The organism is Streptomyces sp. BHT-5-2 (assembly GCF_019774615.1).
Lineage (GTDB): Bacteria > Actinomycetota > Actinomycetes > Streptomycetales > Streptomycetaceae > Streptomyces.
Genome location: NZ_CP081497.1, coordinates 2,203,791 through 2,225,208, shown reverse-complemented (window position 1 = coordinate 2,225,208; position 21,418 = coordinate 2,203,791). Strand labels below are relative to the sequence as shown.

Genomic DNA, 21,418 nt, shown 5'->3' with positions numbered 1-21,418 from the left:
ACCGAGTTGGCCTGGATCCTGGTCGCCCGGGCGATGACCTCGCCGCTGCCCATCGCCTGGGTGACCATCGATGCCCTATACGACCAGGACTGGTGCTACCGCTGCATGCTTGCACAGTGCTGAAATCTCAGCAGGACAAATCTTTCGCAAGCCACTGGCACCTCGGGGGCGCATTCGTCAGTCAACGATGTACCGGTGGTGGCACGGCGGGCGCCTCGGGTGAGAGCGTCGGCGTTGTCCCATGAGCAGGGGGATGCGGTGCCCACCTGGACGATCTCCTCGGCCAGGCTCCTCTCCGTGACCGCGAGGCCGAACGGTGCGTCGTCGTGGATGATCGAACAGGATGACCACGTGGTCGTCGTCCAGCACGACGACGACTTCGTCGGGATGTTTCTCAGTTCAGGATGGCGCGGACGACCCGGCCTGCCGGATGTCTTCACGAACCTGCTCGGGGACCAGGTGCGACTCGAGCGGGCGATCGCGTGAAACAACGTGCAGGCCTGCAGTGAGCCTTTTTCATCCTGGGTCTATTTGAGGCAGTTGCTGCTCGTCAGCTGAGGTGCAACTTCGACTCGACGAGCCGTGCGCCAGCTTCCGATGTCGCCGACCGACTGCCCGGGATCTTCGAGGACCATGACCTCGTCGGTCCGGAGGACGATGCGCTGCAGGAGACGGCCCGCTTGATGTGGCAGAACGGCACTCATCGCCGTCAGGCTCGTCAGCCTCACAGCCGGGATCTCAGCAGGGCGACCTCGTGCGACGGGTCGAAGCCGTGCTCGACCAGCCAGCGGACCGCCCGCAGGCTTCGCAACGACCACCAGGCGCGGATCGCGTCTAGGTCGACGTCGGTGCCGTAGCCGGCGATGTAGTCGTCAAGGTGCTCCTCGTGTCCGAGTGTTTGGTGGCGAGGCCGAACAGGGCATCACCCGGGTCCGCCTCGGACCAGTCGACCACGCTGGTGATCTCGTCACCGTCGACGAACACGTGGGTGACCTGCAGGTCCCCGTGCGTGAACACCGGTGTCCATGGTCTGAGCGCAGCCTCGACAACCCGTCGGTTCTGCGTGTCCACGGGCGTGGCAAGGACGCCGTTAGTGACGAGCCACTCGCATTCGCCTCGCCGTCGAGGTGCGATGCGATCTCGTCGAGACTCAAACCGAGCCATGGCGGCAGTGGCGCGTCGTGCAGCATCCGTGAGGCGGCACCACGCCGCCAACGGCGCGATCGACGGCTTGCCTAGGCGGCCGAGTGCCGCCCCGGAGACGGCGGCGAGTGCGAGCACGGGCGGTTTCCGCCACAGGAGCTCCGGAGTCGGGATCAGCGCCATAGCCATCGCCTCGACCACGACGCCGGTGCGAGTCTGACCAGCATCGGCCTTTCAGGAACACAGTGCCGACGCGCAGGGAAGCGCGCTCGTGATGGACAACGACCTCGACCTCTTCTACGTCGGCCATTATCGCGGGATGACCACCGACGTCGCCGTACAACTGATAGCTATGGACGCGCGGTCGCTGCCGAAACTGGAATCACAGTAGGCGCAGGCGAAGTTTGACTCAGGATGCAGAAACCGTCTTCCCTTTTGGAGTCTTATAGCACCTGGATGCCAGGCTGACAGCGATCCTGGATTCCCTTTGCTTCTTCCTTTCATCGAGAAGATGAATCGCTACAGAGAAATCCTTTTGGGTGGAGTCTGCAATGAGCTCCAAGGTCTTGGCTGGGCTGGTGTCGGGGCCGTACTTGACGACCTTCCAGCCTTTCTCTGGCATATCTTTCTTGAGCCGCTCCATGGCCTGCTGCAACTCCTGGAAAGTCACACCATAGGCGGCCCACGGATGGCGGATCATGTAGTAGTGATCGGGGTCCTTCCCCTCGCACAACCCGGCATGAGGGCCCGGCTCCGTAGTTTTTGCGTTTGCGAGCTGCATCATCTGGAAGATTTGACTCGATAGCCTCTTTCCGTCTTCCTTTGCGCTGGAGATCTCTCGTACAGGCGCGTCATCCTGATCTTTATGCACGTCAGAGCATCCAGTCATCGTGGTAATTAGGAGCGCAGCAACGGTCGCGGCAACCCGCGGAAAGGGGCGCGAACGGTGTTGGGCCCTCGCGGGGCGCCGACTAGTCATATTTGACCTTGTCATAGTTTCCGGTGACGACAGCTGCCTGGTTATATAGACTTGTCGAGGCGCGATTCCAGTATCCGCTGTGATCTTCCGAGTCAGTGGACATCCGGTGAGCTCCAAATGCCTCGTCTGACGGAACGACTTCCTGAGGCCCGTAAGAGTAGGGAATTCCGTGCCAGTACTGCGCTCCCCACTTCCAACCCCCCAGGCCCACAGCCTTGCCGCCTTGGGGAACCTGGTCCTTGTCGGGTGACGCGGCTTCCGACCAAACATGGTCTGCGCCGATTCCCAGGTCGCCTGCTTCAGGAACCAGCATGCCGGGGCTTCCCGCCACCAGGATGTCGTCGGCGGCGATCCGACCCCTGAGTGAAGCGTCCCCGATGACTGTCGAACCGTAGCTATGGCCTATGAGTGTGGTGTGACTCTCGTTCGATCCTCCTTGGGCCACCTGTACCCCGTCCATGAAGCGATCGAGGTGGGGTGCTGCGTCATTCGCCCAATCCACTGATGCTGCTTCAGGCCATACGTCGCCCTTGTCGCCAGGAAAGGCGCTCTGCGGTGCGTCGTAGCCAATCCAGGTAACCGTGGACAAATCCTCTCCGCCACCTGGGAACTGCTGACTGTCATACCAAAGGTCGGTCATGCGGCCGATGTCGCCTTTAGCTCCCTCCAGTTTGGAGCCGGTACCCGGAACATAGACCGCGGTGTTTTTGGCGGTGTCGGGGTTTCCCGTGGCGACGATAGCTCGCCCTTTCCCTTCAGCGTTGAAGCCGAGGAGATAGGCAGGAGGAAGGCCATCCGTGCCGGTCTGGTCAAGGCGTTCTTGGATCGCGTTCATTCCTTTGAGTTGGGCGGTCAGGCGGTCATGCTTCCTGTGCCACTCCTCCCAGCCCTTGCTGACGTACGGGCCGGAATGCCCGTCACCCGGGTCATACTCCGCAGGTTCTGGGCCAAGCTGATCGAGTTCCAGTTGTACACGTGCTTGCGTCTCGTCCAGAACGATGCGGTTCGCATCATCGCGGACAGTTGAAGGCAGACCGTCCAACGCGCCAATCGCAGCGGGGAACAGGGCGACGTAGTCGGCCTGCTCCTCGGAAGAAAGGCTCCTCCACCACTTGACGTTCTCGGTAGATGTCTTGCCCGTGGGTATGCCATCGCGCCGCAGGTACTTGCCCGCGGATTTCTGGAGAGACCTCATGTCCTGCTGGGCGTCGGCCCAGTCTGAAGTCGTGACGTCGAGGTTGTTGTGCGCCTTGAGGCGATCCAGAGTCTGAGAGTAGTGGGCGTCCGCCTCGTTGGCGTCCTGGATGGCCGCACCAATACGGTCCGCATATGCCTGAGCCTTGGCCTGTTGGGGATCGGAGGTGATGGTGCTCCCGGGACCACCCGCCCAGGAGGTGTGCTCAGGATTGAACGGAACCCTTTCTCGCTGAGAAACCCAATGGACCGCGCCGTCGGGTTTGACCGTGAACTTCTCCGCTTCGGCATCCGCCACCGCGTCGTTCAACTTCTTCTGTGCGGCACGTAGCTCTGAGGCCAGTCCGTTCAGCGCGGTACGGATCAGACCACTTTCCGCCTGGGTGTACTGGAAGTTGCGGCTGAGTCGTCTCAGGCGCACCAGTGCCGACTTCTGCCCCGCGCCGTCCAGGTGGTGCTGCAACGTCGCAACGATCTCGTTGTCGACCCGGTCTTTGGCCTCGCCCGCGGCGCTGCTTACCTTGTGCCAGCCGTCAGCGGCTTCCTCGAACTCTGATGGCTTGAGGGTCCGCAGCTGTGAGAAGTTCACCATCAGGGTGCCCTCCGGTCCTCGTGAGAGCGAACGGCACTGGCGCTCTTCGTCGGCACGGTCTTCTGCTCGCGGAAGGCTTCGCCGATCTCAGCGTCACTCTTGTAGAAGGCGTCACCGGACTTCTGCAACTTGTCCCTCAGCTCTTCGCACTCCCGGCTTACGAGATCCAGCCGCCGTTGCCATGACTGATAGGCACTGAGATGTGAGGCCGCACTGCGCAGGCCGTCGACTCCGCTGGTACCACTCCCGGCCGTATCGTGCTTACTCTCCAACTCCCTTAGCGCGGCCTTCAGGTTCGTCTGAAGCGATCCCACGGCCTGGGCCCCCTTGTGCCATACCTCCCGGGAAGAACGAAGGGTGCCCTGGCTGCCCGAGTTCCAGCTCTCTCCGCCTGTGCCGGCCAGGTTCATGCGGACCGAGGTCTCACGCTTGAGCTCGGCCCACTCTTCCTCGAAGGTCACTCCGCCCCCTGCCAAACCACGTGCTTGTTGGTGTCACGCGCGGGTGCGAAGGTAGCAGCCGTGCAGGCGCCCGTGCGTGAGTATGTGTACTCAAATGCTGGCAGATCCTGTCCGCGGTGTGGTTCGTTACGCTACCGTCGCCGAGCCCTGCGTCCTGGCCGTCACGAACTGCCGTACAACGCTCGCCTCCCCTTCAGTGAGTGCCGGACCTCGGCCCGCCACCTGGCCCCCGTCGCTCGCAGGTGCGGGATGCCGTTTCTGATTTCGGTGACGATCACCAGATGGAGTCCGCAGGAGGGCTCTGCGGTACGTGGCCCCGCCGTCGCATCGCCGCAGGATGGACAGCCCTGGTCGACGGGGCGTGCCCTGATCTTGCGGGGCGTTGAGGCACCCGCCCTTGCCGGCGTCACGTGTCAGTGATTCGCCATGCTGACGACCGACCGCGCGAGGTCAGTATGGTTCTCGCATGATTCGCGCTGTGGTCTTCGATGTTGGGGAATGCTTGGTCGACGAGACCAAGGAGTATGGAACATGGGCTGATTGGCTCGGTGTTCCGCGCCATACCTTTGCAGCGATGTTCGGAGCCGTCATCGCGCAGGGCCGGGACTACCGTGAGACCTTTCTGGAGTTCGATCCTGGTTTCGACCTCTCGGCGCAGCGCGAGGCACGTGCGGCTGCGGGGCAGCCTGAGCACTTCGACGAGAGTGATCTTTACCCCGATGTCCGGCCGGCCCTCGCTCAGCTCAGGGAGGCGGGGCTGTGGCTCGGGATCGCAGGGAACCAGACGGTGCGTGCCGGGCGCATCCTTCGTGATCTGTTCTCCCACGACGTCGATTTGATCGGCACGTCGGACGACTGGGGGGCCAGTAAGCCTGACCCTGAGTTCTTCGTCCGGGTCGCCGAGGTGGTGCCGTTCATGCCTGGGGAGGTTCTGTACGTCGGAGACCGTGTGGACAACGATCTACGCCCCGGCGCTGCCGCAGGAATGCACACTGCGCTCGTGCACCGGGGCCCTTGGGCCACCATCCAGTGGAACACTCCCGAGGCCCGAGAGCTGCCGACGTTCCGCGTCGAAACGCTCAGGGAGTTGCCCGAGCTGATCGGCAAGTTCAACGCGTCAGCGCGCTGACCGTCGTCGACCAGCCGTACAGTCGCTCGTCCAGTTCGCGTACACACTGCTCGCGTTGGTGCGGGATGAGGCTCTTGCGCACTTCCCGGACGCGTTCCATGCCCGTGGCGTACCAGGTGATCTCCAGTTGGTCGAGGGCGGAGCAGGCGTAGCGGCAGGCTTCCTCCGGCTGACCCGAGGCAGCTTCGACGGCGGCCAGGTCGGCGTAGACGACGGTGCGCTGCTTGTCTTCCTCTGGAGGCATCTGGTCGAGGACGTCGAGCAGCGTCGAACGGGCCTGCGGAAGGTGGCCTGCTTTGAGCTGGGTGTTTCCCTTGAACGCGGCAAGGCGCGCGGCGTTGAACCAGTCCATCCACGAGGGCAGGGAGTGGTCTTGGTCTTCGGCCAGGGTGTCCTCGGCATGCTTGATCAGGTTCAGCGCTGTGCGTAGGTGGCCGCACCGGGTTTCACATTCCGCTTCGACGGCGTCCAACCACGCAAGGAAGGCGGCGGGAGCAGGGTGGCGGCGCGCGTACGTCCGGGCGGCCACCATGCGCTCGGCCGCGGCTTCCCGATCACCGGACCAGCCGGGAATGAAGGCCGTGTGGGCGAGGATGGCTGCGCCCATCAGGGCGTCGTCGGCTTCGCCGGCCGCCTGCAGGGCCCGGAGCAGAGTGGAACTGGCGGCCTCTGGTTCGCGGAGGTCGAAGAACTCGATGCGTCCGGCGAGGAGCCAGGTTTCGGCCAACGCCGAGGCCACAGCGCGGCGGGTTCGGCCGGCTGTCTCGGGAAGTAGCGCACACCCGAGGTCTGCATGTGCCAGAACCGCGGGGTGGAGTGTCGCCGGCGCCACGGACCAGTACATGCGCCGATGGGAGCGCGTGACGTCTTCATAGTCAGTGGCCAGGGACGCGGGCTGCTTGGATGCCTGGGTACGAGAAGGCACGGCGGGCAGGCGACCGGACACGGGGCGGGGTGCCGCCGAACGTCGTGGGATCGCTGCGTGATCACGTCCAGGTGGCGCGGTGAAGCCAAGGGCTTCCATGTCCTGTCCGGTGAGTTCTGCGAGGCGCTGTTGCATGTCGGCGTGCGGCCAAGGCGGCTTGTCGGATTCCCACCGACGAACCTGGCGGACGTCCACGCCGAGAGCCGCGGCGAAGGCTTGCTGAGTGCTGTAACCCGCCGCCAGACGAGCGGACTTGAGTCGCACGTTTCCTGCGGTCCGTGGCACGCCGCACCTCCTGTGTAGGTCTTCTGGCAGTTTCCCCCAGGAGTCCTCATCATCGCTAGTGCTCACTCAAACGATGCCATAAAAGCCCCTTTTTCTAGCAAGAAAAGTCCTCTGGAAGTCCTCGTCATGGCGATACAACCTGGCAATCCTTAAGGGCACGTTGACCAGACTGATGCGACCTCAGGAGCCCAGTCATGCCCAGCCGCGTACGTCCCGTCTACGCAGGCCCTTCCGTACCTCAGCGGGGAAATGCCCACCGAGATGCGATCCGTACAACGCCAATCGCACTGTCGGCCCCCATGCGCGACCCGATCGATGCGGAGACCATCGCGGCGACCATTCGCCACGCCCTGCACCTTGGTGCCGGCAGGCCCTCCTCCGGGGAACTGGCAGAAGCTGCGGAGACACTCACCGGACACATCGCACTGCTCCTCACCGAGGCCCGTGAGACAGCTCACGGAGGCCGGCCCGTCTGCGTTGAAGCAGCCGATTGCGCTGGCCGTTTCCACGGCATCGAGCGACAGATGAAACAGGGACTCGGTGACGGCGCCCTGTCCGCCCACGTTCAGGTGCACCTGCTTGCCCGAGACTGCCAGTGGCTGCTGGCCCACCACACGGCGAGGGTGGGTTGGTGAGCGTCGGGCAACTGCCGGTGGTATGTCTCTCTCCGGTGTGTCGGTCGCTGTCGTCGCTGCCTGCACATGCGGCTGGCCGACTACCGCAGTTACGCGGAACACAAGGGCTGGACGGTTGCTGGCCAGTGGGCTCGATTTCGTCGGCTTCACCCTGGGCGCACGCTGGCCTCATCTGCCGTCGCTGCTGGGCGCCGTGTGCGAAGGGACAGCGAATGGGGGGCCTTGCTGTGTCTGGTTTTCCATGTGGAGCGGCTGGCAACGGAACCGAGGTATCGGCCCCTGCCCCTGTCCCTGCGGCGCATCGTCGAGACCGGGGGCGGATCGTCACCTTCTCAGGTGCCTCTGAACGGCCGGTCCTGTCGGTGCGTGAACGGATGAGGAGGTGCCTGTGACGGATCGGCAGCGGCGTATTGCTTCCTACCTCACTTGCCTGGCTGCCCTCGTGCTTGTCCTTGCCGCCGGCATCTCGGGTGCTGGCCGATGACGAGGAGCTGCTGGTGCTGGCCGTCCACGACCGGTACTTCGTCCTGCCGGGACCGTCCGCAGCCCTGGGCGTTGGACGAGGTCGGCTGGCGGCGGCCCGTGACTGGTGCAGGCCCTGGTAACCACGGCGGGTAGGTCGACGCGCGTTCCCGTCGACGCTATCGGCGATGTCAAGGCACCGGAGTTGATCTTGGCGAAGGAGGAGTCTGTGCTTGATCAGGTCGCGCATATACCCGCCGGTGCAGAGCATGCGGCGTTCATCCCGACAAGGACCACCGCCATCAACCGCAGCTTCCGCCGCTGGTCCATGTACCTGAGCAGCAGCCGCTCCATGGCCAGGGCATCTTGGCATGGCTGCACGCCAAGCCGCGGCAGGAGCGTGACTGCCGCTCGCTACTCCGCGCCGGCACACCAGGCACTGACGCAGATGCCGCCCTTCAGGATTCAGGCAGCGGTTGCCGTTGACCGAGGTGACTGCGGTGATCGCCGTACGAACCGCTACCCGTTGAGGAAGCGAGGCATCAACTTCAGGCAGGAAAGAGGGGCCCGGCAGCACCGAGCCCAGTTTGCGCCGTGCCTATCGGTGGATGATCATGCAGGCCATGCCGGGCAAAGTGCGACCCGAGAGGTCTTTCCACTCGGTGCACAGTCGCGAGCCGTTCGGGAAGTTCTCGTTGATGCTCCAGCTGGTGTGATCGGTGTCGCCGTTGGTGTTTGCCGGTGTCCAGCCTCGGAGGTTCCGGCTCCATTGCCCGTTCTTGTCCCGGAGCGTCAGGAACGCCTGGGCTTGGATCCGGTGGGGTGTTCTGGCCGTGGTCACACTGTCCACGTGCAATCCATTGCCGTACACGGTGATCCGGTTGCCCTGCCGGGTTGCTGATCCTGTGGCCCCTGCCGGTGGTACAGAGAGCAGTACGGAAAGCGTGGTTAGAGCGGCTGCGGTAATCACGTTTCTTCGCATACCGAATGAACGGAAGAATCGACCTCTCAGTCTCGCACCCACTCGAAGTTCCTCCGCCGGCGTGAGGTCTGGAGAGCGGTATGACGGGAGCGATATCGTCACTTTGTCGGGACGGCCTGGAGCGTTTCCCGTTGGCCGCCCTTACCGTCTCGTGCGGATGCGCGTCATGCCGCTACCGATCTCCACGGGCAGAAAAAGACCTCTTGACCAGTGGCTTCCGCTCTTCATGAGCGGCGAGGTTCGGTGGTCGCGTTCCAGCCGCGATCACCGTGGAGGTCATCCGCATGACTCCTATTCTGTTCGTCGCCGCATCCCTGACGTTGTTGTTCACCCACACCGGCCCTGCGGTGTTTGCCGAAGCGGGCATGAGCGTTCGGCCCGGACGCGGCCGCCACCGCCGTGTCGCCCGAGGGCGGCATGCCGCGCGAGGGGGGCGACGATGACTCCGATGTCGCCCCGCAAAGACGACGTGGTCTGTCTGCTGTGGCGCTGGACGAGCGACACCCCCCATGCGCTACCGCGGGCCCGAGCCACGCTGCGCTGCGCATTGGTTCAACTGGGGCATGGAGGCGAGCCACTGGAGGATGCCGTGTTGGCGGTGTCCGAGCTTGCCGCCAATGCACTCGAACATGCGCCGGGCCCGTACGAGATGCGGCTGCGTTTCACCGCTTCGGGCCTGATCTGCGAAGTGGCGGACAGAGATCCCCGGTTGCCGGCAGTCCCTGCATTTCCGGCGGCGGGCCCGTTCGAGGTTGACCCATCGAGGTGCGGTGGCGGCCTGGACGCGCTGCTCAAGGCCATGTCCGAGAGAGGGCGGGGACTCCACGTGGTTCACCAGCTCACCTGCGGATCCTGGGGTTTCGCCACCGACAAGGGAGGGCGGATGAAGGTGGCCTGGATGGCGATTCCGGGCTGCTAGGGCCGAACGCTCGGCTCCGTGGCTTGCCGCCCCGAGGCGGCAAGCCACGCGCTTCGACTCCGAGCGCCGCAGGGAGGTGTCGGGTCTGTCGCGGGTCCGTCAAGAAGGGAGTGGACCTTCCCGATCCGAGTGGAAAGTGCGACGCAAGCATTTCCAGCTTGCAATTGATCACGCAGGGTGGTTATTTGTCGGCTCTGAGTGACGAAAGGTGGGGGAACATGGCGATTCATGGACGAGTGAGGTGGCAACTGCGCTGGGGCTGCACGGTCGCTGCTGTGCTGGGCCTGGTGGGTGGGTGCACTGGAAGCCCGCACGATGCGAAGCCGTCCGAAGGGGCCGCACCAACTGGGGCGGCTCGCACACCGAGCGCTCCGAACAGGGATGCGGTGGCCGCCTACCGGGCGATGTGGAGCGACCTGACCGCAGTCTCGGCGGCCCCCGACCCGCAGTCGCCGCGCCTCGAAGAGCATGCGACGGCCGGCGCTCTTGAGTTGATGAAATACGGCATCAGGAAAGCGGTGAAGGAGGGCGTTGTCACCAAGGGCACTCCGCAGCTGGCTCCGACAGTCGTTTCTGCGCGTGACGGCAAGGTCGTCATCCGTGATTGCGTCGACGGTACACACTGGCTGGAATACAAGCTGAACGGCAAGCTGAAGAATGACGTGCCGGGTAGCCATTTCAAAGCCGACGCGACTGTGCAGCAGACCAAGGGCGTCTGGAAGGTCACCCATCTCTACATGGACGACGCCGGCACATGCTGATCAGGGACATCAGGCGAAAAAGTGGGGCCTACGGTCTGGCTGTGGGGTCGGGAATCCTTGCGCTTTCACTCTCAACCTGGCCTGCACGAGCGGACGGGAGGGATCTGTTCGGCGGAGTGACATGCGTTCCAGGGGCGTGCAGTGCGGAAGCGAAGAGCGTCACGAAGCTGCCGGGAGATTCCGGGAAAGACAGGCCGGCGCCGCAGCCCTCCAGAGAGAACACGGAACCGGACGATAACGGAGCGAAGAGCCCTTCAGGCATCGACGCCTATAACTGGGAACATGGCTTGGCCAAAATGGGTCTGGTAAACGCTGGAAAGGGGCTCCTTCCGCGTGTCGATGGCGAAGAGTCGGACGATCCACAGGCTGACGCAAAAGAGCACGTGCCGGTGCGGGTTGTGGTGCAGCAGGCGGTGTCGCGGTTGAAGTTGCCGAAGCCGGTGATCCATACCAGCCCGCGTGAGGACTTTGCGCAGGTGGTCAATGTGCCGACGTGGATGTGGGTGGAGCGCGGCACGTGGGGGCCTGTGACGACGTCGGCGGCTGTGGAGGGGGTGGAGGTGACGGCGACGGCTCGGCCACGCAGAGCGGTGTGGTCGATGGGCGATGGCGGGAGTGTGGTCTGTCTGGGCCCGGGGACGCCGTACTCGGCCCGGTTCGGGCCCAAGGCGTCGTCGCCGGACTGCGGTTACACCTATCGGCGGGCCTCAACGTCCGAGCCGGGGAAGGCGTTTCCGGTGTCGGTGCGGGTGGTCTGGGATGTGGAGTGGAAAGGAGGTGGGCGATCCGGGGCGGTGCCGGGCCTGGCGATGTCGGCTGAGCGGCGGTTGGAGGTGGATGAGGTGCAGGCCGTCGTGACGGGCTGACGGCTGGAGTGGGCGGGCGGTGCGCTGCTGCTGTGCCGTTCGTCGGAAGTTGGACGTTCTTGCTGCGGGGTGAATCGTGGGTACTTCCTTGTCTTCTTCAGTCCCCAGGAGTGCTGGGGCCGGTGTGCCGGGGGCGCGCCAGTCAGGGCCGGAACAGAAGCCGCTTGTGACCGGTGGTCGGCGGCGTCGACTGGGCTGGGTGTGGGCGGGCCTGGGGGCGGTGGTGGTCTCGGCGGTCGGCTTCACGATGGTCGCCAACGTGGTGGGGCACAGGGACCGGGTGCTGATGCTGGCGCGCGATGTGCCGGCGGGCCGGGTGCTGCAATCGGCTGACCTGCGGGTGGTGGAAGTTGCTGCGGAGGCGGGCGTCGTGCCGGTGGCTGATCGGGGCACGGCTGTCGGGCGGAGGGTGAAGGTGCCGTTGGTGGCCGGTGCGTTGTTGGCGCCCGGGCAGGTGGGGACGCCCGTCGTCTTTCCGCCGAAGGGCTCTTCTCAGGTGTCGCTGGCGGTGGAGCCGGGCGGGGCGCCGCCGGAGCTCTCTCGCGGAGAACGCGTGGCGGTGCTGCCTGGACCAACTGGAGGCGGTGCACCGCAGGCCGACGGGGACCAGGCGTCCGCTGCGGTGATGGGGATGGTGACGGGGGTGCGGGCGCCGGAGTCGTCGGGCGGGCCACGGGTGGTGACGGTGCTGGTGGAGACCGGGGCTGCGAAGCGGGCGGCGCAGCTGGAGCATCCGCGTGTGGTGGTACTGCCGGCCGAGGGGCGTGAGGCTCCGTGAGGCGTTTGGTGGTGGTCGGGTCGGTCTCGGGTGCGCCGGGGGTGACGACGGTGGCGTTGGCGTTGGCTGTCGCGTGGCCGTCTGAGGCGGATGGTGGGGTTCGGCCGGTGATGGTGGAGGCGGACGGGTCCGGTGGGGACCTGATGATGCGCTTCGGGCTACCGCCGACGCCTTCGTTGTTGGACGTGGCGGCCGCGGTGGGGAAGCCGTATCCGGGGTCCTTGCTGGGTGCGGTGAGTGAACTTCCCTTCGGTGTGCGGGTGGTGGCTGCGGTGCCGGGGCGCGGCCCGTGCACGGAGGCGGTGCGGTTGCTGGCCGGTGAAGGCGGGCGGCGGGTGCTGCTGGGTGGGGAGGGCGACCGGGGCACGGTGTTGCTGGACGTCGGGCGGATCGGTCACGATGTCGAGCCACTACTAGAGGCCGCTGATCAGGTGGTCCTGGTGGCGCGGGGTGGCGCGGAGCCACTGACGCATGTATCCGCGTACGGGCTGAAGGCGGAAGCGTATGGCGAGCGGTTGACGCTGGCCATCGTGGGCCCGTGTCCGTATCCATCAGATGAGATCGCGCAGTCGCTCGCCATCGAGCAGGTGGTCTTCCTGCCGTGGGATACCAAGACCGTAGCCGTGATGAACCGGCGGCGCGCGGGACGCCTGCGGACGACCGGCTTCCGAGTGACGCCGCTCATGGCCGCAACCTGCAAGCTGGCCCGGCAGCTTCCCGACTGCCAGGAGCAGAAGGCCACGGTGGTGGATGCCGAGATGCAGCGGCGTCTGGTCCCGGTCACGGGTGATGAGGGGGTGCCCTCGTGGGCGAGACATTGATGCCGCCGGGCGTGGTCCCGGCACAAGGCGAGCAGGACCTGGTGTTGCTGGTACGGCAGCGGGTGGCGGCGCGTCTGGCGGAGTATGCCGGTGAGAGGGAGGCTGCGGGGCTGCCGGCGGAGAGCGAGGCGGCGCGTCGGACCACCGTGGATCGCCTACTTGCCGAGGAATTGGGAGCGCAGCGCCGCCTGGCCCTCTCCTACGGCAGCAGGGTCGTCGATGCGGTCGTCGAGGAACGGGTCACCCAGGCGGTCACGGATGCGCTGTTCGGAACGGGGCGCCTGGAGCGGCTGCTGGCGGACACCACGCTGGAGAACATCTGCATCAACGGCTGCGACGTCGTCTGGGTCAAGGACGCGGCCGGGCAGTGGCGCCGCGAGAGTGCCGTGGCGGCCTCTGACGCTGAGCTGGTGGAACTCGTGCGCACCCTCGCGGCCAGTACAGGCGACGAGGAACGTCGCTTCGACCGAGGGATGCCCCGGCTGAACCTTCAACTCCCCGATGGGTCGAGGCTTTTCGCGGTGATGGCGGTGACCGGTCGGGTGTCGCTGACGATCCGCCGCCACCGCTTCCCGGCCGCCTCGATGGCCGAGCTGGTCCGGCTGGGAGTCTGTGACCAGCAACTGGCGGCGTTCCTGACTGCCCTGGTGCGGGCGCGGAAGAACATCGTGATCGGCGGCGGGACCAATGTCGGCAAGACCACCGTGCTGCGGGCCTTCGCGCACGAGATTCCGCCGATGGAGCGGTTGGTGACGATCGAGGACACTTTCGAGCTCGGTCTGGATGCCGATCCGGTGGCGCATCCGAATGTGGTGGCGATGCAGGCGCGGGAGCCGAATATCGAGGGGCAGGGTGGTATCGACCAGGCGGAGCTGGTGCGTTGGGGGCTGCGGATGTCACCGGACCGGGTCATCGTCGGGGAGATTCGCGGTGCTGAGGTCATCCCGATGTGCAACGCCATGTCGCAAGGCAACGACGGCTCCCTGTCCACCATCCACGCCTCCACTTCGCGCGGGGTGTTCACCAAACTTGCCTCCTACGCAGCTCAGGCGCCGGAGCGGTTGTCGTTGGAGGCGACGAACCTGATGGTGGCCTCCGCGGTGCACTTCGTTGTGCATCTGGGCTGGGATGCGGCAGGGCGGCGGGTGATCGATTCGGTGCGGGAGGTCGTCGATGCTGAGGGGGCGCAGATCGTCTCGAACGAGGTCTACCGTCCCGGCTCGGACGGCAGAGCGGTTCCCGCGACTCCGTTGCGGACGGAGACTCTCAACGATCTGGTCGCGGCCGGGCTGGAGCCCCAGGTCACCGAGGCACCATGGTGGGGAGCGGCCAGATGACCACCGTCAACTGGGGTCCCGGCACGGTGACGGCGGTGGCGGTTGCTTGTGGAACGGTGTGCGGTTTGGGGCTGGTGGCGATCGGCTACGGCGCCGTACGACGCACCGTGCGCGAGGAGCAGGTGGGGCTCGGACGACGACTGCTTGGGCGGCTGCCTGCGGACTGGACCTCGCGGCGCTTCGCGATCGCGGTGACGGTCGCAGTGGTCGTGGGCGCCTTGACGGGCTGGCCGGTGGCGGCGGTACTGACCGCGGTCGCCGGGCTGACGTTGCCTGGGCTGCTGGGCCCGGACCGGGCGGCGGCCCTGCGTACGGAGCGGATGGAGGCGCTGGCCGCATGGACGGAGATGCTGCGCGACACCCTCTCCGCCGCGGCCGGCCTGGAGCAAGCAGTATTGGCGACCGCCGACATCGCGCCGGCCGCCCTTGAGCCGGAGATGCAGCGGCTGGCTGTCGCCGTCCGGTCGGGGCAGTCCCTTCCCGTCGCCCTGAGGGCGTTCGCCGCGGACGTGGATGATGCGCTGGCGGATGTGGTCGTGTCGGCGCTGGTGATGGCAGCCGAACAGCAGGCCGGGCAGTTGGCGCCGCTGCTGGGTGAGCTGGCGGAGTCGGTACGTGAGCAGGTGGCCATGCGGCAGCGCATCGACGCCGGTCGCGCGAGCGTACGGACCGGGGTGCGGGTCACCGTCATCGTCACGTTGGGGATGGCGGTGGGCATGGTGGTCTTCAACCGCCCGTACCTGGATCCCTTCAACACGTTCACTGGGCAGCTGGTCCTGGCAGCGGTGGGCGGACTGTTCGCGGCCAGCTTCACCTACCTGTCTGCGATCGGCCGCATCGACGACCCCGTCCGCCTGATCACCCCAGCCGTCGCCGGGACGGGTCCGGCACCGGGAGGTCGACCGTGATTGTCATGCTGCTCGGGGCGCTCCTCGGCGCCGGGGCGACCGCTGTTGTCTACGGGCTGCGTCCTCCCCGGCCCGCGCTCGCCGATGTCCTGACCGCACTCAACGCCCCTGTGGAGCCTGTGCCTTCGTCGGCGCGGGGCGCGCAGGAGATGGAGTGGGCAACCCGGTTGGGGCGGCGTGCAGTGCCGTTGGTGCGGGCGTTCGGCTTCCCCACGAAGTCCTTGCGGGCGGACCTCGCAGTCTGTGGCACGGACGAGGAAACGCATCTGGCGGGCAAGGCCACCTGTGCAATGACCGGGCTCATCGCGCCTTGGGTCGTTGTGCTGCTCCTGCGCCTCGGGGTGGATGTCGCGGCGGGGTGGTGGGTGCCGCTGTCTGGCTGTCTGGCCCTTGCGGCAGCGCTGTTCTTCGTTCCCGACCTCGGTCTGCGCAAGCAGGCGCAGCAGCGGCGCCGCGAGATGCAGCACACCCTCAGCCTCGTCCTGGACCTGACTGTGATCGCGCTGGCCGGCGGCGCGGGCGTCCAACAAGCCCTGACACAGGCCGTCGCCGCACCGCAGGGCTGGGCAGCCGGCGCCCTGCGGCACGCCCTGCACGTCGCGCAGCTCACCCGCACCAGCCCGTGGACTCACCTGGGCGAACTCGGTCGGCAGCTGGGCGTCAGCGACCTGGTGGAGCTCGCCTCGACGCTGAGCCTTGCGGGCAGCGAGGGGGCCAAGGTCCGGGGCTCGCTGGGGGCGAAGGCGCGGGCGATGCGGCGGCGCAGGATCTCCGAGGCCGACGGGGCGGCGCAGGCGGCCACCGAGCAGATGTCGCTGCCCGTGGTCGGACTGTTCGCCGCCTTCCTGTTGCTGATCGGATACCCCGCCCTCGCCCACGTGCTGTCCGCCACTTGAGCCCAGAAAACGCACAAAACCGAAGAGGTAATGCAGTCATGTTCGACGTGAAGACGCTGGCTCGCCTGCTGCGGGCCCACCTGGCCGAGGTGCGCCGGCATGCCCGCAGCGACGCTGGCTACACCACCGAGACCGTCCTGATCACCGCCCTGCTCGTCATCCTGGCTCTCAGTGTGGTGGGCATCATCGTCGCCAAGGTCACCGCCAAAGCCAAGGCGATTGACTTGGGGTAGGCCGTGATCGCTTTCCTTCGCAGGTGGCGTGACGATCGCGGGGCGGCGTCGACGCAGCTGGTGCTGGTCGTCCCGGTGCTGCTGCTCCTGGCCATGCTGATCGTGCAGTTCGCGCTGGTCTGGCACGCCAGGCACATCGCACAGTACGCCGCCCAGCGCGCTCTGGCCGCCGCCCGGACCCAGCACGGCAGCACTGCTGACGGCCGGGCCCAGGCCGCACGCAGCCTCGCGGCACTCGGCAGCCGGACCCTCACCACGCCCTCCGTGACAGTCGAGCGCACCACCGCGCAGACCACCGTACGAGTCCGCGGCACGGTGATGGCCGTGGTACCCGGCTTGCACCTGCATGCCTCCGGCGCCGCCTCCGGCCCAACCGAGCGCCTCACCGCCCCTGACGGAGGCCACTGATGATGTTCAAGGCGGGTGGTGTGCGTGCTGGGGACGACCGTGGTTCGGCGGCGGTGGAGCTGGTGCTGCTCACCCCGCTGCTGGTGCTGATGCTGCTCGTCGTGGTGGCACTGGGGCGGCTCGCCGACGCACGCCTCGTCGTGTCGGACGCCGCCCACCAAGCCGCCCGCGCCGCCTCCCTGGCCCGCACCGAGCACGCCGCCCACGCCCAGGCCCTTCGCGCCGCGGCCACGGCGCTCAAAGAAACCGGTGCCACCTGCACCAGCCCGAGCGTTCATCTCACCACCGGTGGCCTTGCCCCCGGAACCAACATCTCGGCGAAGGTCACCTGCACCGCCCCCCTGGGAGATCTCACCCAAACCGGGATGCTCGGACACATGCGCCTGACCAGCACCGCCTCTTCCGTCGTCGATTCCTTCAGGGGCAGAGCCCGGTGAACCCACAACTCCGTGCACATCGCGCTGGCCTCCGCGGCAGGTTCGTTTTGGCAGACGACCGGGGGCAGGCCACGGCCTTCGTCGTCGGCATCGCCGCCGCGCTCTGGCTGTTCGCCGGGATCGTCGTCGACGGGGGCCTTGCCCTGGCCGGCAAAGCCCAGGCACTGGATGTCGCGCAGGAGGCAGCCCGGACCGGCGCTCAGCAGCTCGACATCGACCGACTGCGCGATCACCAGGATGTCCGGCTCGTCCGTGCCGAAGCCGCCCAGGCGGCCCGCGGCTATGTCTCCTCCGTCGGAGACACCGGAAGCGCCGCGGTGAAGGGGAACGCCGTCACCGTCCACGTCACTCACCGCTACCGCACGCAGATCCTGCAGTTGGTCGGTCTACGGACCCTCACCTTGCACGCGAACGCGACCTCGCACGCCGAACGCGCGACCCTGTAAAGACTGTTCATCCCATCCGCTGCGGAGGGCGAACCGGCCATGACCCACCACGCCGCACTGCGCGAGCGCCTGACCGCGGCCGTTACGGCCCTGGGCACTCTCGCCGTCACGCTTGCCCTGCTGGCCGGAATGCCTTACGTGCTGTGGCATGCCGCGGGAATCCCCTGGCCGGACAGTATCCACTCCTGGCGGGACTTGGGCGAACGGCTTGTCCAGCCGCTCAGCGACCCCCTGGTGATCAACCTGCTGGCAGTGGTGGGCTGGGTTTGTTGGGCTGCCTTCGCGTTCACCGTCGTCCGGGAGATCTGCTGGTACGCAGCGCACCTCCCTCAGCTTCTGCACGACCGCCGCGCCCACCACGATCATGTGGCCGCTTTGTCCCTGAAGGGTTCACTGGCCGCACTGTGCATCGGCACCCTCGTCGTCGCCCTGCTCAGCCTCTGGCGCCCTGCAACGGCCAGCGCCCGGCAGCCCTCCCCGGCCAACGAGCCCCGAGCTCTCGTCGCCGCGACGGCTCCTCTCACCCCCACGACCACATACCAGTCACCCACTGCATCGAAGACCCGATCGGCTGCCCCGGGGCCTGCTGCCGACGCTGAGGCAGTGCGGCACATCGAGTACACGGTGGTGGAAGGCGACACCCTCTGGGACATCGCCAACGCACATCTGGGCGACGGGCTCAAGTGGCCGCGGATCTACGCACTCAACAAGGACCGTGTCCAACACGACGGCGACCGGCTCGATGACCCCGACCTACTCAGGGTCGGCTGGCGGTTGGCCATCCCCCTCAGCCCTCACCACCCCGCCTCGCCAGCAACCATCCCGGCACCTGAACGTCCAGTGCTGGACGACACACCACAGGCATCGTCCACGCCGACAGCTTCGCCAATGCAGCCGTCGCTCAACCGGAATCCTGCGCCCGACAAGCGAGCCGAGAGTCAGCATCGCCTCCCCACGTCGCGACAGAACGACAACATCACCGGCCAGACGGAGGAAGCGGCGTCTGGCCCGGCCGCTATCGAGGTCGGCGAGGCCAGCCTGATCGGTATCACCGCGGCGGCCGGACTCCTGGCCGCGCGCCGCTACTGGTACATCCACCAGCGACGACGGCGCGACCCCGAGGCGGAGGTACCCGCCCTGAGTCCGCTGGTCGACAAGGCGGCGCAGGCCGCGCACGCAGCCACGCAGCCTCGCCGGCAGCACGGACCCGACGACCTGATCGTCCGCCGCACCCCACCACAACCACCACAAACCGCGGACTCAGTGACCATCGGGGTAAGCGGCAGCGCAGAGGTACCCGTCGACGTGCTGGCCACCGCCGGTGGCCACACCTGGAACGGACCCGGTGCCGAAGGCGCCGCCCGCGCCCTGCTCACCGGCATCCTCACCGCCGCCGAACGCCAACGCCCAGGCCCTGCACGCATCAGGGCCGTGGCCACGGAAGACCTCTGCGAGTGCTTGCTGCCCGGACTGCCGCCGCAGTTCACCGCTCTGACCCAGACCCCCGACACCGCAGATGCGGTCCACCTCGCCGAACAGCACCTCGTCGCGCACGCCCGTATTCACCATGACCGCGATACGCCGGTACCCGGCCCCATGGCGCCAGACCGTTCAGACGAGACCGAGCCCGGTTCCCTGATCCTCATGGTGGCCCCAGGCGCTGCCCACCTCGGGCAGGTCCAGGCGGTGGCCGCCCGCAGCTGCCCCGGTGTCCTGACCGTACTCACGCTGGGCACCCTGCTTCCCGGTGCCGAGCACTGGCATATCGCCGCCGACGGCGCCGCCACTGGATCCGGCCCGCGCTCCCAACACCCCAGTGGCCTGGAGCTGTTCCACCTCACGCCGGACGCCGGCCGCGAGATGACAGAAGTCCTCCTCGGCGCCCACGGCCAGCGCCCCCACCTGCGCGTCCTCCCCAACCAACAGCCAGCGTCTCGAGAGGGCCAGTCGCAACCGGCTTCCACCGAGGAACCAGAGCCTGAACCGGACCCCACCGAGCCAGCAGCCCCTGCCGACCCTCGCCCCGCCCCCACATCTCACCCCCGGCAGGTCAAGCCCGTCCGCCTCCATGTCCTTGGCCCCGTCACGCTCTATGCCCTCGGCTACGAGGATCCCGTCGGCACCAACCTGCGACCTGAAGTCCACGAATTCCTCGCCCTCCTCGCCGCCCACCCCACTGGGCTTGTGGCCTCCGATATCGCTGACAAACTCCACCTGGAACCCGGCACAGAACAGAACGCACTGAAAAACCTTCGCCGCGCCGTGCGCCGTGCCCTGCGCACCGCAACCGGCATCACCGCGCAGGAATTCATCCTGCACCAGGGGGACCTCCACAAGCTCCACCCGGAACTCGTAGAAACCGACCTCGCGGATTTCACGAGAATCCTCAAGGGAGCCTTCTCGAATAACGGAGATTCCACCCACGACGCGTTGAATTCCGTGCAGGAGGCAATGGGCCACTACCGTGGCCCCTTCGCCCAAGGTGCCGACCATCTGTGGGCGGATGCGATTCGTGAACACCTCACCACCCAGGCCACCGACGCCGTCCTCCGCCTCGCCCACCAAGCAGAACACCCAGATGCCAGCCCGCAGCGACAGGACGCCGTCCTGACACTCCTGGAACATCTCGGAGCACTCCACCCGGACCACGAGCGGCTGGCACAACACGCCATCCGCCTCTACCAGGCCGCCGGCCGCCGCGACGCCGCCCGGCACACCTACACGCGCCTCGAACGCCACCTCGCCGACCTCGGTCTCGAGCCCGACCCAGCAACCAGGACCCTGGTCACACCGAGGGCCCACTCACGTCAGATGGGCTGAAACCGCAGGTCACCGACCCTACGAGCCACACGACCGAGGCACGAAAGGCGCGTTGTCGTTTCCCCCGTCGCTCCGGGGGTCGTTCCCCCCGTCGTATCCCTGTACGCGCTTGGATACGACGCCCCTGATCGCCCCATAGCCGCAGGTCAGGTGGCCTGCGAGCCACCCGCGGGCGAGGGCGACTGTATTTCTGTGCAGTTCTGCACCCGATCTACTTGTCATCAGCCCCGGCCCGTGAACCTCTCACGCATGCCGGCACTCGGCTTCCTGCGTCGCCTCCTCTTGCCCCACCCGAGGCTTCCGTCTGTTGCAACGGCCGGTGACCCACACAGCTGAGCACGACCTTGAGGCGCGGCGGCGCCCAGGCGTAGCCGAGGGTGCCGCCGCGCCGGGGACCGCGCCGGGGACCGCGCCGGGGACCGCGCCGGGGACCGCGCCGGGGACCGCGCCGGGGACCGCGCCGGGGACCGCGCCGGGGACCGCGCCGGGGACCGCGCCGGGGACCGCGCCGGGGACCGCGCCGGGGACCGCGCCGGGGACCGCGCCGGGGACCGCGCCGGGGACCGCGCCGGGGACCGCGCCGGGGACCGCGCCGGGGACCGCGCCGGGGACCGCGCCGGGGACCGCGCCGGGGACCGCGCCGGGGACCGCGCCGGGGACCGCGCCGGGGACCGCGCCGGGGACCGCGCCGGGGACCGCGCCGGGGACCGCGCCGGGGACCGCGCCGGGGACCGCGCCGGGGACCGCGCCGGGGACCGCGCCGGGGACCGCGCCGGGGACCGCGCCGGGGACCGCCACACGCAGCCACCTGGGAAACGGTCGTCCATTCCACGAACCACGACGCCTTGCGTCGCACATTTTCAAATTCCCCTGAATTCCCGTCGTGAATTCGCGAGAAGTCCAGCATTATCAAGTCGAATTCGGCTTCAGCCGGAATGCGGGTCGAGCTATATTTGAATTGTTCCCGGGAAGCGGGGGCAGGGAATCCCGCTAATTCTCAC

Annotated in this window: 24 protein-coding genes; 17 read left to right on the top strand and 7 right to left on the bottom strand. The window is 67.1% G+C overall.

Annotation, left to right across the window (positions count from 1 at the left end; all coding sequences use genetic code 11):
* The first annotated feature begins 258 nt into the window (after nucleotides 1-258).
* Nucleotides 259-486 (top strand): hypothetical protein, encoded by a 228-nt coding sequence (locus tag K2224_RS37575; RefSeq protein ID WP_221911569.1) that lies wholly within the window; start codon nucleotides 259-261, stop codon nucleotides 484-486.
* 348 nt (nucleotides 487-834) lie between these two features.
* Here the strand turns inward: K2224_RS37575 and K2224_RS37570 are convergent, their stop codons facing one another.
* From K2224_RS37570 to K2224_RS37555, 4 genes are all read right to left on the bottom strand, one after another.
* Nucleotides 835-1,326, bottom strand: coding sequence for a phosphotransferase (locus K2224_RS37570; RefSeq protein WP_260693735.1), 492 nt, complete (start codon nucleotides 1,324-1,326; stop codon nucleotides 835-837).
* Nucleotides 1,327-1,552: 226 nt separating this feature from the next.
* Nucleotides 1,553-1,927, bottom strand: a complete 375-nt coding sequence (locus K2224_RS37565) for a hypothetical protein (RefSeq protein WP_221911568.1) — start codon at nucleotides 1,925-1,927, stop codon at nucleotides 1,553-1,555.
* A gap of 187 nt (nucleotides 1,928-2,114) precedes the next feature.
* Nucleotides 2,115-3,908 carry an alpha/beta hydrolase gene (locus K2224_RS37560; protein ID WP_221911567.1) on the bottom strand — a complete coding sequence of 598 codons (1,794 nt, stop codon included), beginning with the start codon at nucleotides 3,906-3,908 and terminating at the stop codon, nucleotides 2,115-2,117.
* A complete protein-coding gene (locus tag K2224_RS37555) occupies nucleotides 3,908-4,369 on the bottom strand; it encodes a hypothetical protein (RefSeq protein ID WP_221911566.1) in 462 nt (153 codons plus the stop codon). Before K2224_RS37555 ends, K2224_RS37560 begins: the two co-directional genes overlap by 1 nt.
* 466 nt (nucleotides 4,370-4,835) lie before the next feature.
* Between K2224_RS37555 and K2224_RS37550 the strand changes: the two genes are divergently transcribed.
* Nucleotides 4,836-5,498 carry an HAD family hydrolase gene (locus tag K2224_RS37550; protein ID WP_221911565.1) on the top strand — a complete coding sequence of 221 codons (663 nt, stop codon included), beginning with the start codon at nucleotides 4,836-4,838 and terminating at the stop codon, nucleotides 5,496-5,498.
* Here the strand turns inward: K2224_RS37550 and K2224_RS37545 are convergent.
* Nucleotides 5,479-6,708 (bottom strand): helix-turn-helix transcriptional regulator, encoded by a 1,230-nt coding sequence (locus K2224_RS37545; protein WP_221911564.1) that lies wholly within the window; start codon nucleotides 6,706-6,708, stop codon nucleotides 5,479-5,481. The two genes, K2224_RS37550 and K2224_RS37545, sit on opposite strands and share 20 nt — an antisense overlap.
* 299 nt (nucleotides 6,709-7,007) lie before the next feature.
* On the opposite strand from K2224_RS37545, the gene K2224_RS37540 reads away from it, so the two are divergent.
* Both K2224_RS37540 and K2224_RS37535 read left to right on the top strand, forming a co-directional pair.
* Complete coding sequence (locus tag K2224_RS37540) at nucleotides 7,008-7,343, top strand: DUF6415 family natural product biosynthesis protein (protein WP_221911563.1); 336 nt, start codon at nucleotides 7,008-7,010, stop codon at nucleotides 7,341-7,343.
* 452 nt (nucleotides 7,344-7,795) lie between these two features.
* Entirely contained in the window at nucleotides 7,796-7,948 is a 153-nt protein-coding gene (locus K2224_RS37535; protein ID WP_221911562.1) for a hypothetical protein, read from the top strand.
* A gap of 455 nt (nucleotides 7,949-8,403) precedes the next feature.
* On the opposite strand, the gene K2224_RS37530 is transcribed toward K2224_RS37535, so the two are convergent.
* Nucleotides 8,404-8,775 carry a hypothetical protein gene (locus K2224_RS37530; protein WP_260693734.1) on the bottom strand — a complete coding sequence of 124 codons (372 nt, stop codon included), beginning with the start codon at nucleotides 8,773-8,775 and terminating at the stop codon, nucleotides 8,404-8,406.
* Nucleotides 8,776-9,235: 460 nt separating this feature from the next.
* Here K2224_RS37530 and K2224_RS37525 point away from each other — a divergent pair, with 460 nt between their 5' ends.
* The 13 genes from K2224_RS37525 to K2224_RS37465 all read left to right on the top strand — a co-directional run bounded on the left by K2224_RS37525 (nucleotide 9,236) and on the right by K2224_RS37465 (nucleotide 20,417).
* Nucleotides 9,236-9,706 carry an ATP-binding protein gene (locus tag K2224_RS37525; protein WP_260693733.1) on the top strand — a complete coding sequence of 157 codons (471 nt, stop codon included), beginning with the start codon at nucleotides 9,236-9,238 and terminating at the stop codon, nucleotides 9,704-9,706.
* A 386-nt stretch (nucleotides 9,707-10,092) separates the two neighbouring features.
* Nucleotides 10,093-10,467, top strand: coding sequence for a hypothetical protein (locus K2224_RS37520; protein ID WP_260693731.1), 375 nt, complete (start codon nucleotides 10,093-10,095; stop codon nucleotides 10,465-10,467).
* 389 nt (nucleotides 10,468-10,856) lie between these two features.
* Nucleotides 10,857-11,333, top strand: a complete 477-nt coding sequence (locus tag K2224_RS37515; protein ID WP_221912197.1) for a hypothetical protein — start codon at nucleotides 10,857-10,859, stop codon at nucleotides 11,331-11,333.
* Nucleotides 11,334-11,499: 166 nt separating this feature from the next.
* Nucleotides 11,500-12,111 carry an SAF domain-containing protein gene (locus tag K2224_RS37510; RefSeq protein WP_260693730.1) on the top strand — a complete coding sequence of 204 codons (612 nt, stop codon included), beginning with the start codon at nucleotides 11,500-11,502 and terminating at the stop codon, nucleotides 12,109-12,111.
* A 41-nt stretch (nucleotides 12,112-12,152) separates the two neighbouring features.
* Nucleotides 12,153-12,932: a hypothetical protein gene (locus K2224_RS37505; protein WP_260693729.1), complete on the top strand. Its 780-nt coding sequence runs from the start codon at nucleotides 12,153-12,155 to the stop codon at nucleotides 12,930-12,932.
* Entirely contained in the window at nucleotides 12,917-14,269 is a 1,353-nt protein-coding gene (locus tag K2224_RS37500) for a CpaF family protein (RefSeq protein ID WP_039637814.1), read from the top strand. Before K2224_RS37505 ends, K2224_RS37500 begins: the two co-directional genes overlap by 16 nt.
* Nucleotides 14,248-15,177 (top strand): type II secretion system F family protein, encoded by a 930-nt coding sequence (locus tag K2224_RS37495; protein ID WP_221911559.1) that lies wholly within the window; start codon nucleotides 14,248-14,250, stop codon nucleotides 15,175-15,177. The genes K2224_RS37500 and K2224_RS37495 overlap by 22 nt, the downstream gene beginning before the upstream one ends.
* Nucleotides 15,174-16,073, top strand: a complete 900-nt coding sequence (locus tag K2224_RS37490; protein ID WP_221911558.1) for a type II secretion system F family protein — start codon at nucleotides 15,174-15,176, stop codon at nucleotides 16,071-16,073. Before K2224_RS37495 ends, K2224_RS37490 begins: the two co-directional genes overlap by 4 nt.
* Before the next feature lie 38 nt (nucleotides 16,074-16,111).
* On the top strand, nucleotides 16,112-16,306 hold the full coding sequence (locus K2224_RS37485; RefSeq protein WP_039637816.1) for a hypothetical protein: 195 nt from the start codon (nucleotides 16,112-16,114) through the stop codon (nucleotides 16,304-16,306).
* A gap of 3 nt (nucleotides 16,307-16,309) precedes the next feature.
* Complete coding sequence (locus K2224_RS37480) at nucleotides 16,310-16,714, top strand: TadE/TadG family type IV pilus assembly protein (protein WP_221911557.1); 405 nt, start codon at nucleotides 16,310-16,312, stop codon at nucleotides 16,712-16,714.
* A gap of 53 nt (nucleotides 16,715-16,767) precedes the next feature.
* Nucleotides 16,768-17,151, top strand: coding sequence for a TadE/TadG family type IV pilus assembly protein (locus K2224_RS37475; protein WP_221912195.1), 384 nt, complete (start codon nucleotides 16,768-16,770; stop codon nucleotides 17,149-17,151).
* Nucleotides 17,148-17,597 (top strand): TadE/TadG family type IV pilus assembly protein, encoded by a 450-nt coding sequence (locus K2224_RS37470; RefSeq protein WP_221911556.1) that lies wholly within the window; start codon nucleotides 17,148-17,150, stop codon nucleotides 17,595-17,597. The genes K2224_RS37475 and K2224_RS37470 overlap by 4 nt, the downstream gene beginning before the upstream one ends.
* A gap of 39 nt (nucleotides 17,598-17,636) precedes the next feature.
* Nucleotides 17,637-20,417: a BTAD domain-containing putative transcriptional regulator gene (locus K2224_RS37465; protein WP_221911555.1), complete on the top strand. Its 2,781-nt coding sequence runs from the start codon at nucleotides 17,637-17,639 to the stop codon at nucleotides 20,415-20,417.
* Between the two features lie 243 nt (nucleotides 20,418-20,660).
* Here the strand turns inward: K2224_RS37465 and K2224_RS37460 are convergent, their stop codons facing one another.
* Nucleotides 20,661-21,215, bottom strand: coding sequence for a hypothetical protein (locus tag K2224_RS37460; protein WP_221911554.1), 555 nt, complete (start codon nucleotides 21,213-21,215; stop codon nucleotides 20,661-20,663).
* Nucleotides 21,216-21,418 lie beyond the last annotated feature (203 nt).

Coding starts and splice junctions, on each gene's coding strand:
- K2224_RS37570 (WP_260693735.1), bottom strand. CDS start 1,326: ATGGCGCTGATCCCGACTCCGGAGCTCCTGTGGCGGAAACCGCCCGTG.
- K2224_RS37565 (WP_221911568.1), bottom strand. CDS start 1,927: ATGATGCAGCTCGCAAACGCAAAAACTACGGAGCCGGGCCCTCATGCC.
- K2224_RS37560 (WP_221911567.1), bottom strand. CDS start 3,908: ATGGTGAACTTCTCACAGCTGCGGACCCTCAAGCCATCAGAGTTCGAG.
- K2224_RS37550 (WP_221911565.1), top strand. CDS start 4,836: ATGATTCGCGCTGTGGTCTTCGATGTTGGGGAATGCTTGGTCGACGAG.
- K2224_RS37540 (WP_221911563.1), top strand. CDS start 7,008: ATGCGCGACCCGATCGATGCGGAGACCATCGCGGCGACCATTCGCCAC.
- K2224_RS37525 (WP_260693733.1), top strand. CDS start 9,236: ATGTCGCCCCGCAAAGACGACGTGGTCTGTCTGCTGTGGCGCTGGACG.
- K2224_RS37495 (WP_221911559.1), top strand. CDS start 14,248: ATGGTGGGGAGCGGCCAGATGACCACCGTCAACTGGGGTCCCGGCACG.
- K2224_RS37485 (WP_039637816.1), top strand. CDS start 16,112: ATGTTCGACGTGAAGACGCTGGCTCGCCTGCTGCGGGCCCACCTGGCC.
- K2224_RS37465 (WP_221911555.1), top strand. CDS start 17,637: ATGACCCACCACGCCGCACTGCGCGAGCGCCTGACCGCGGCCGTTACG.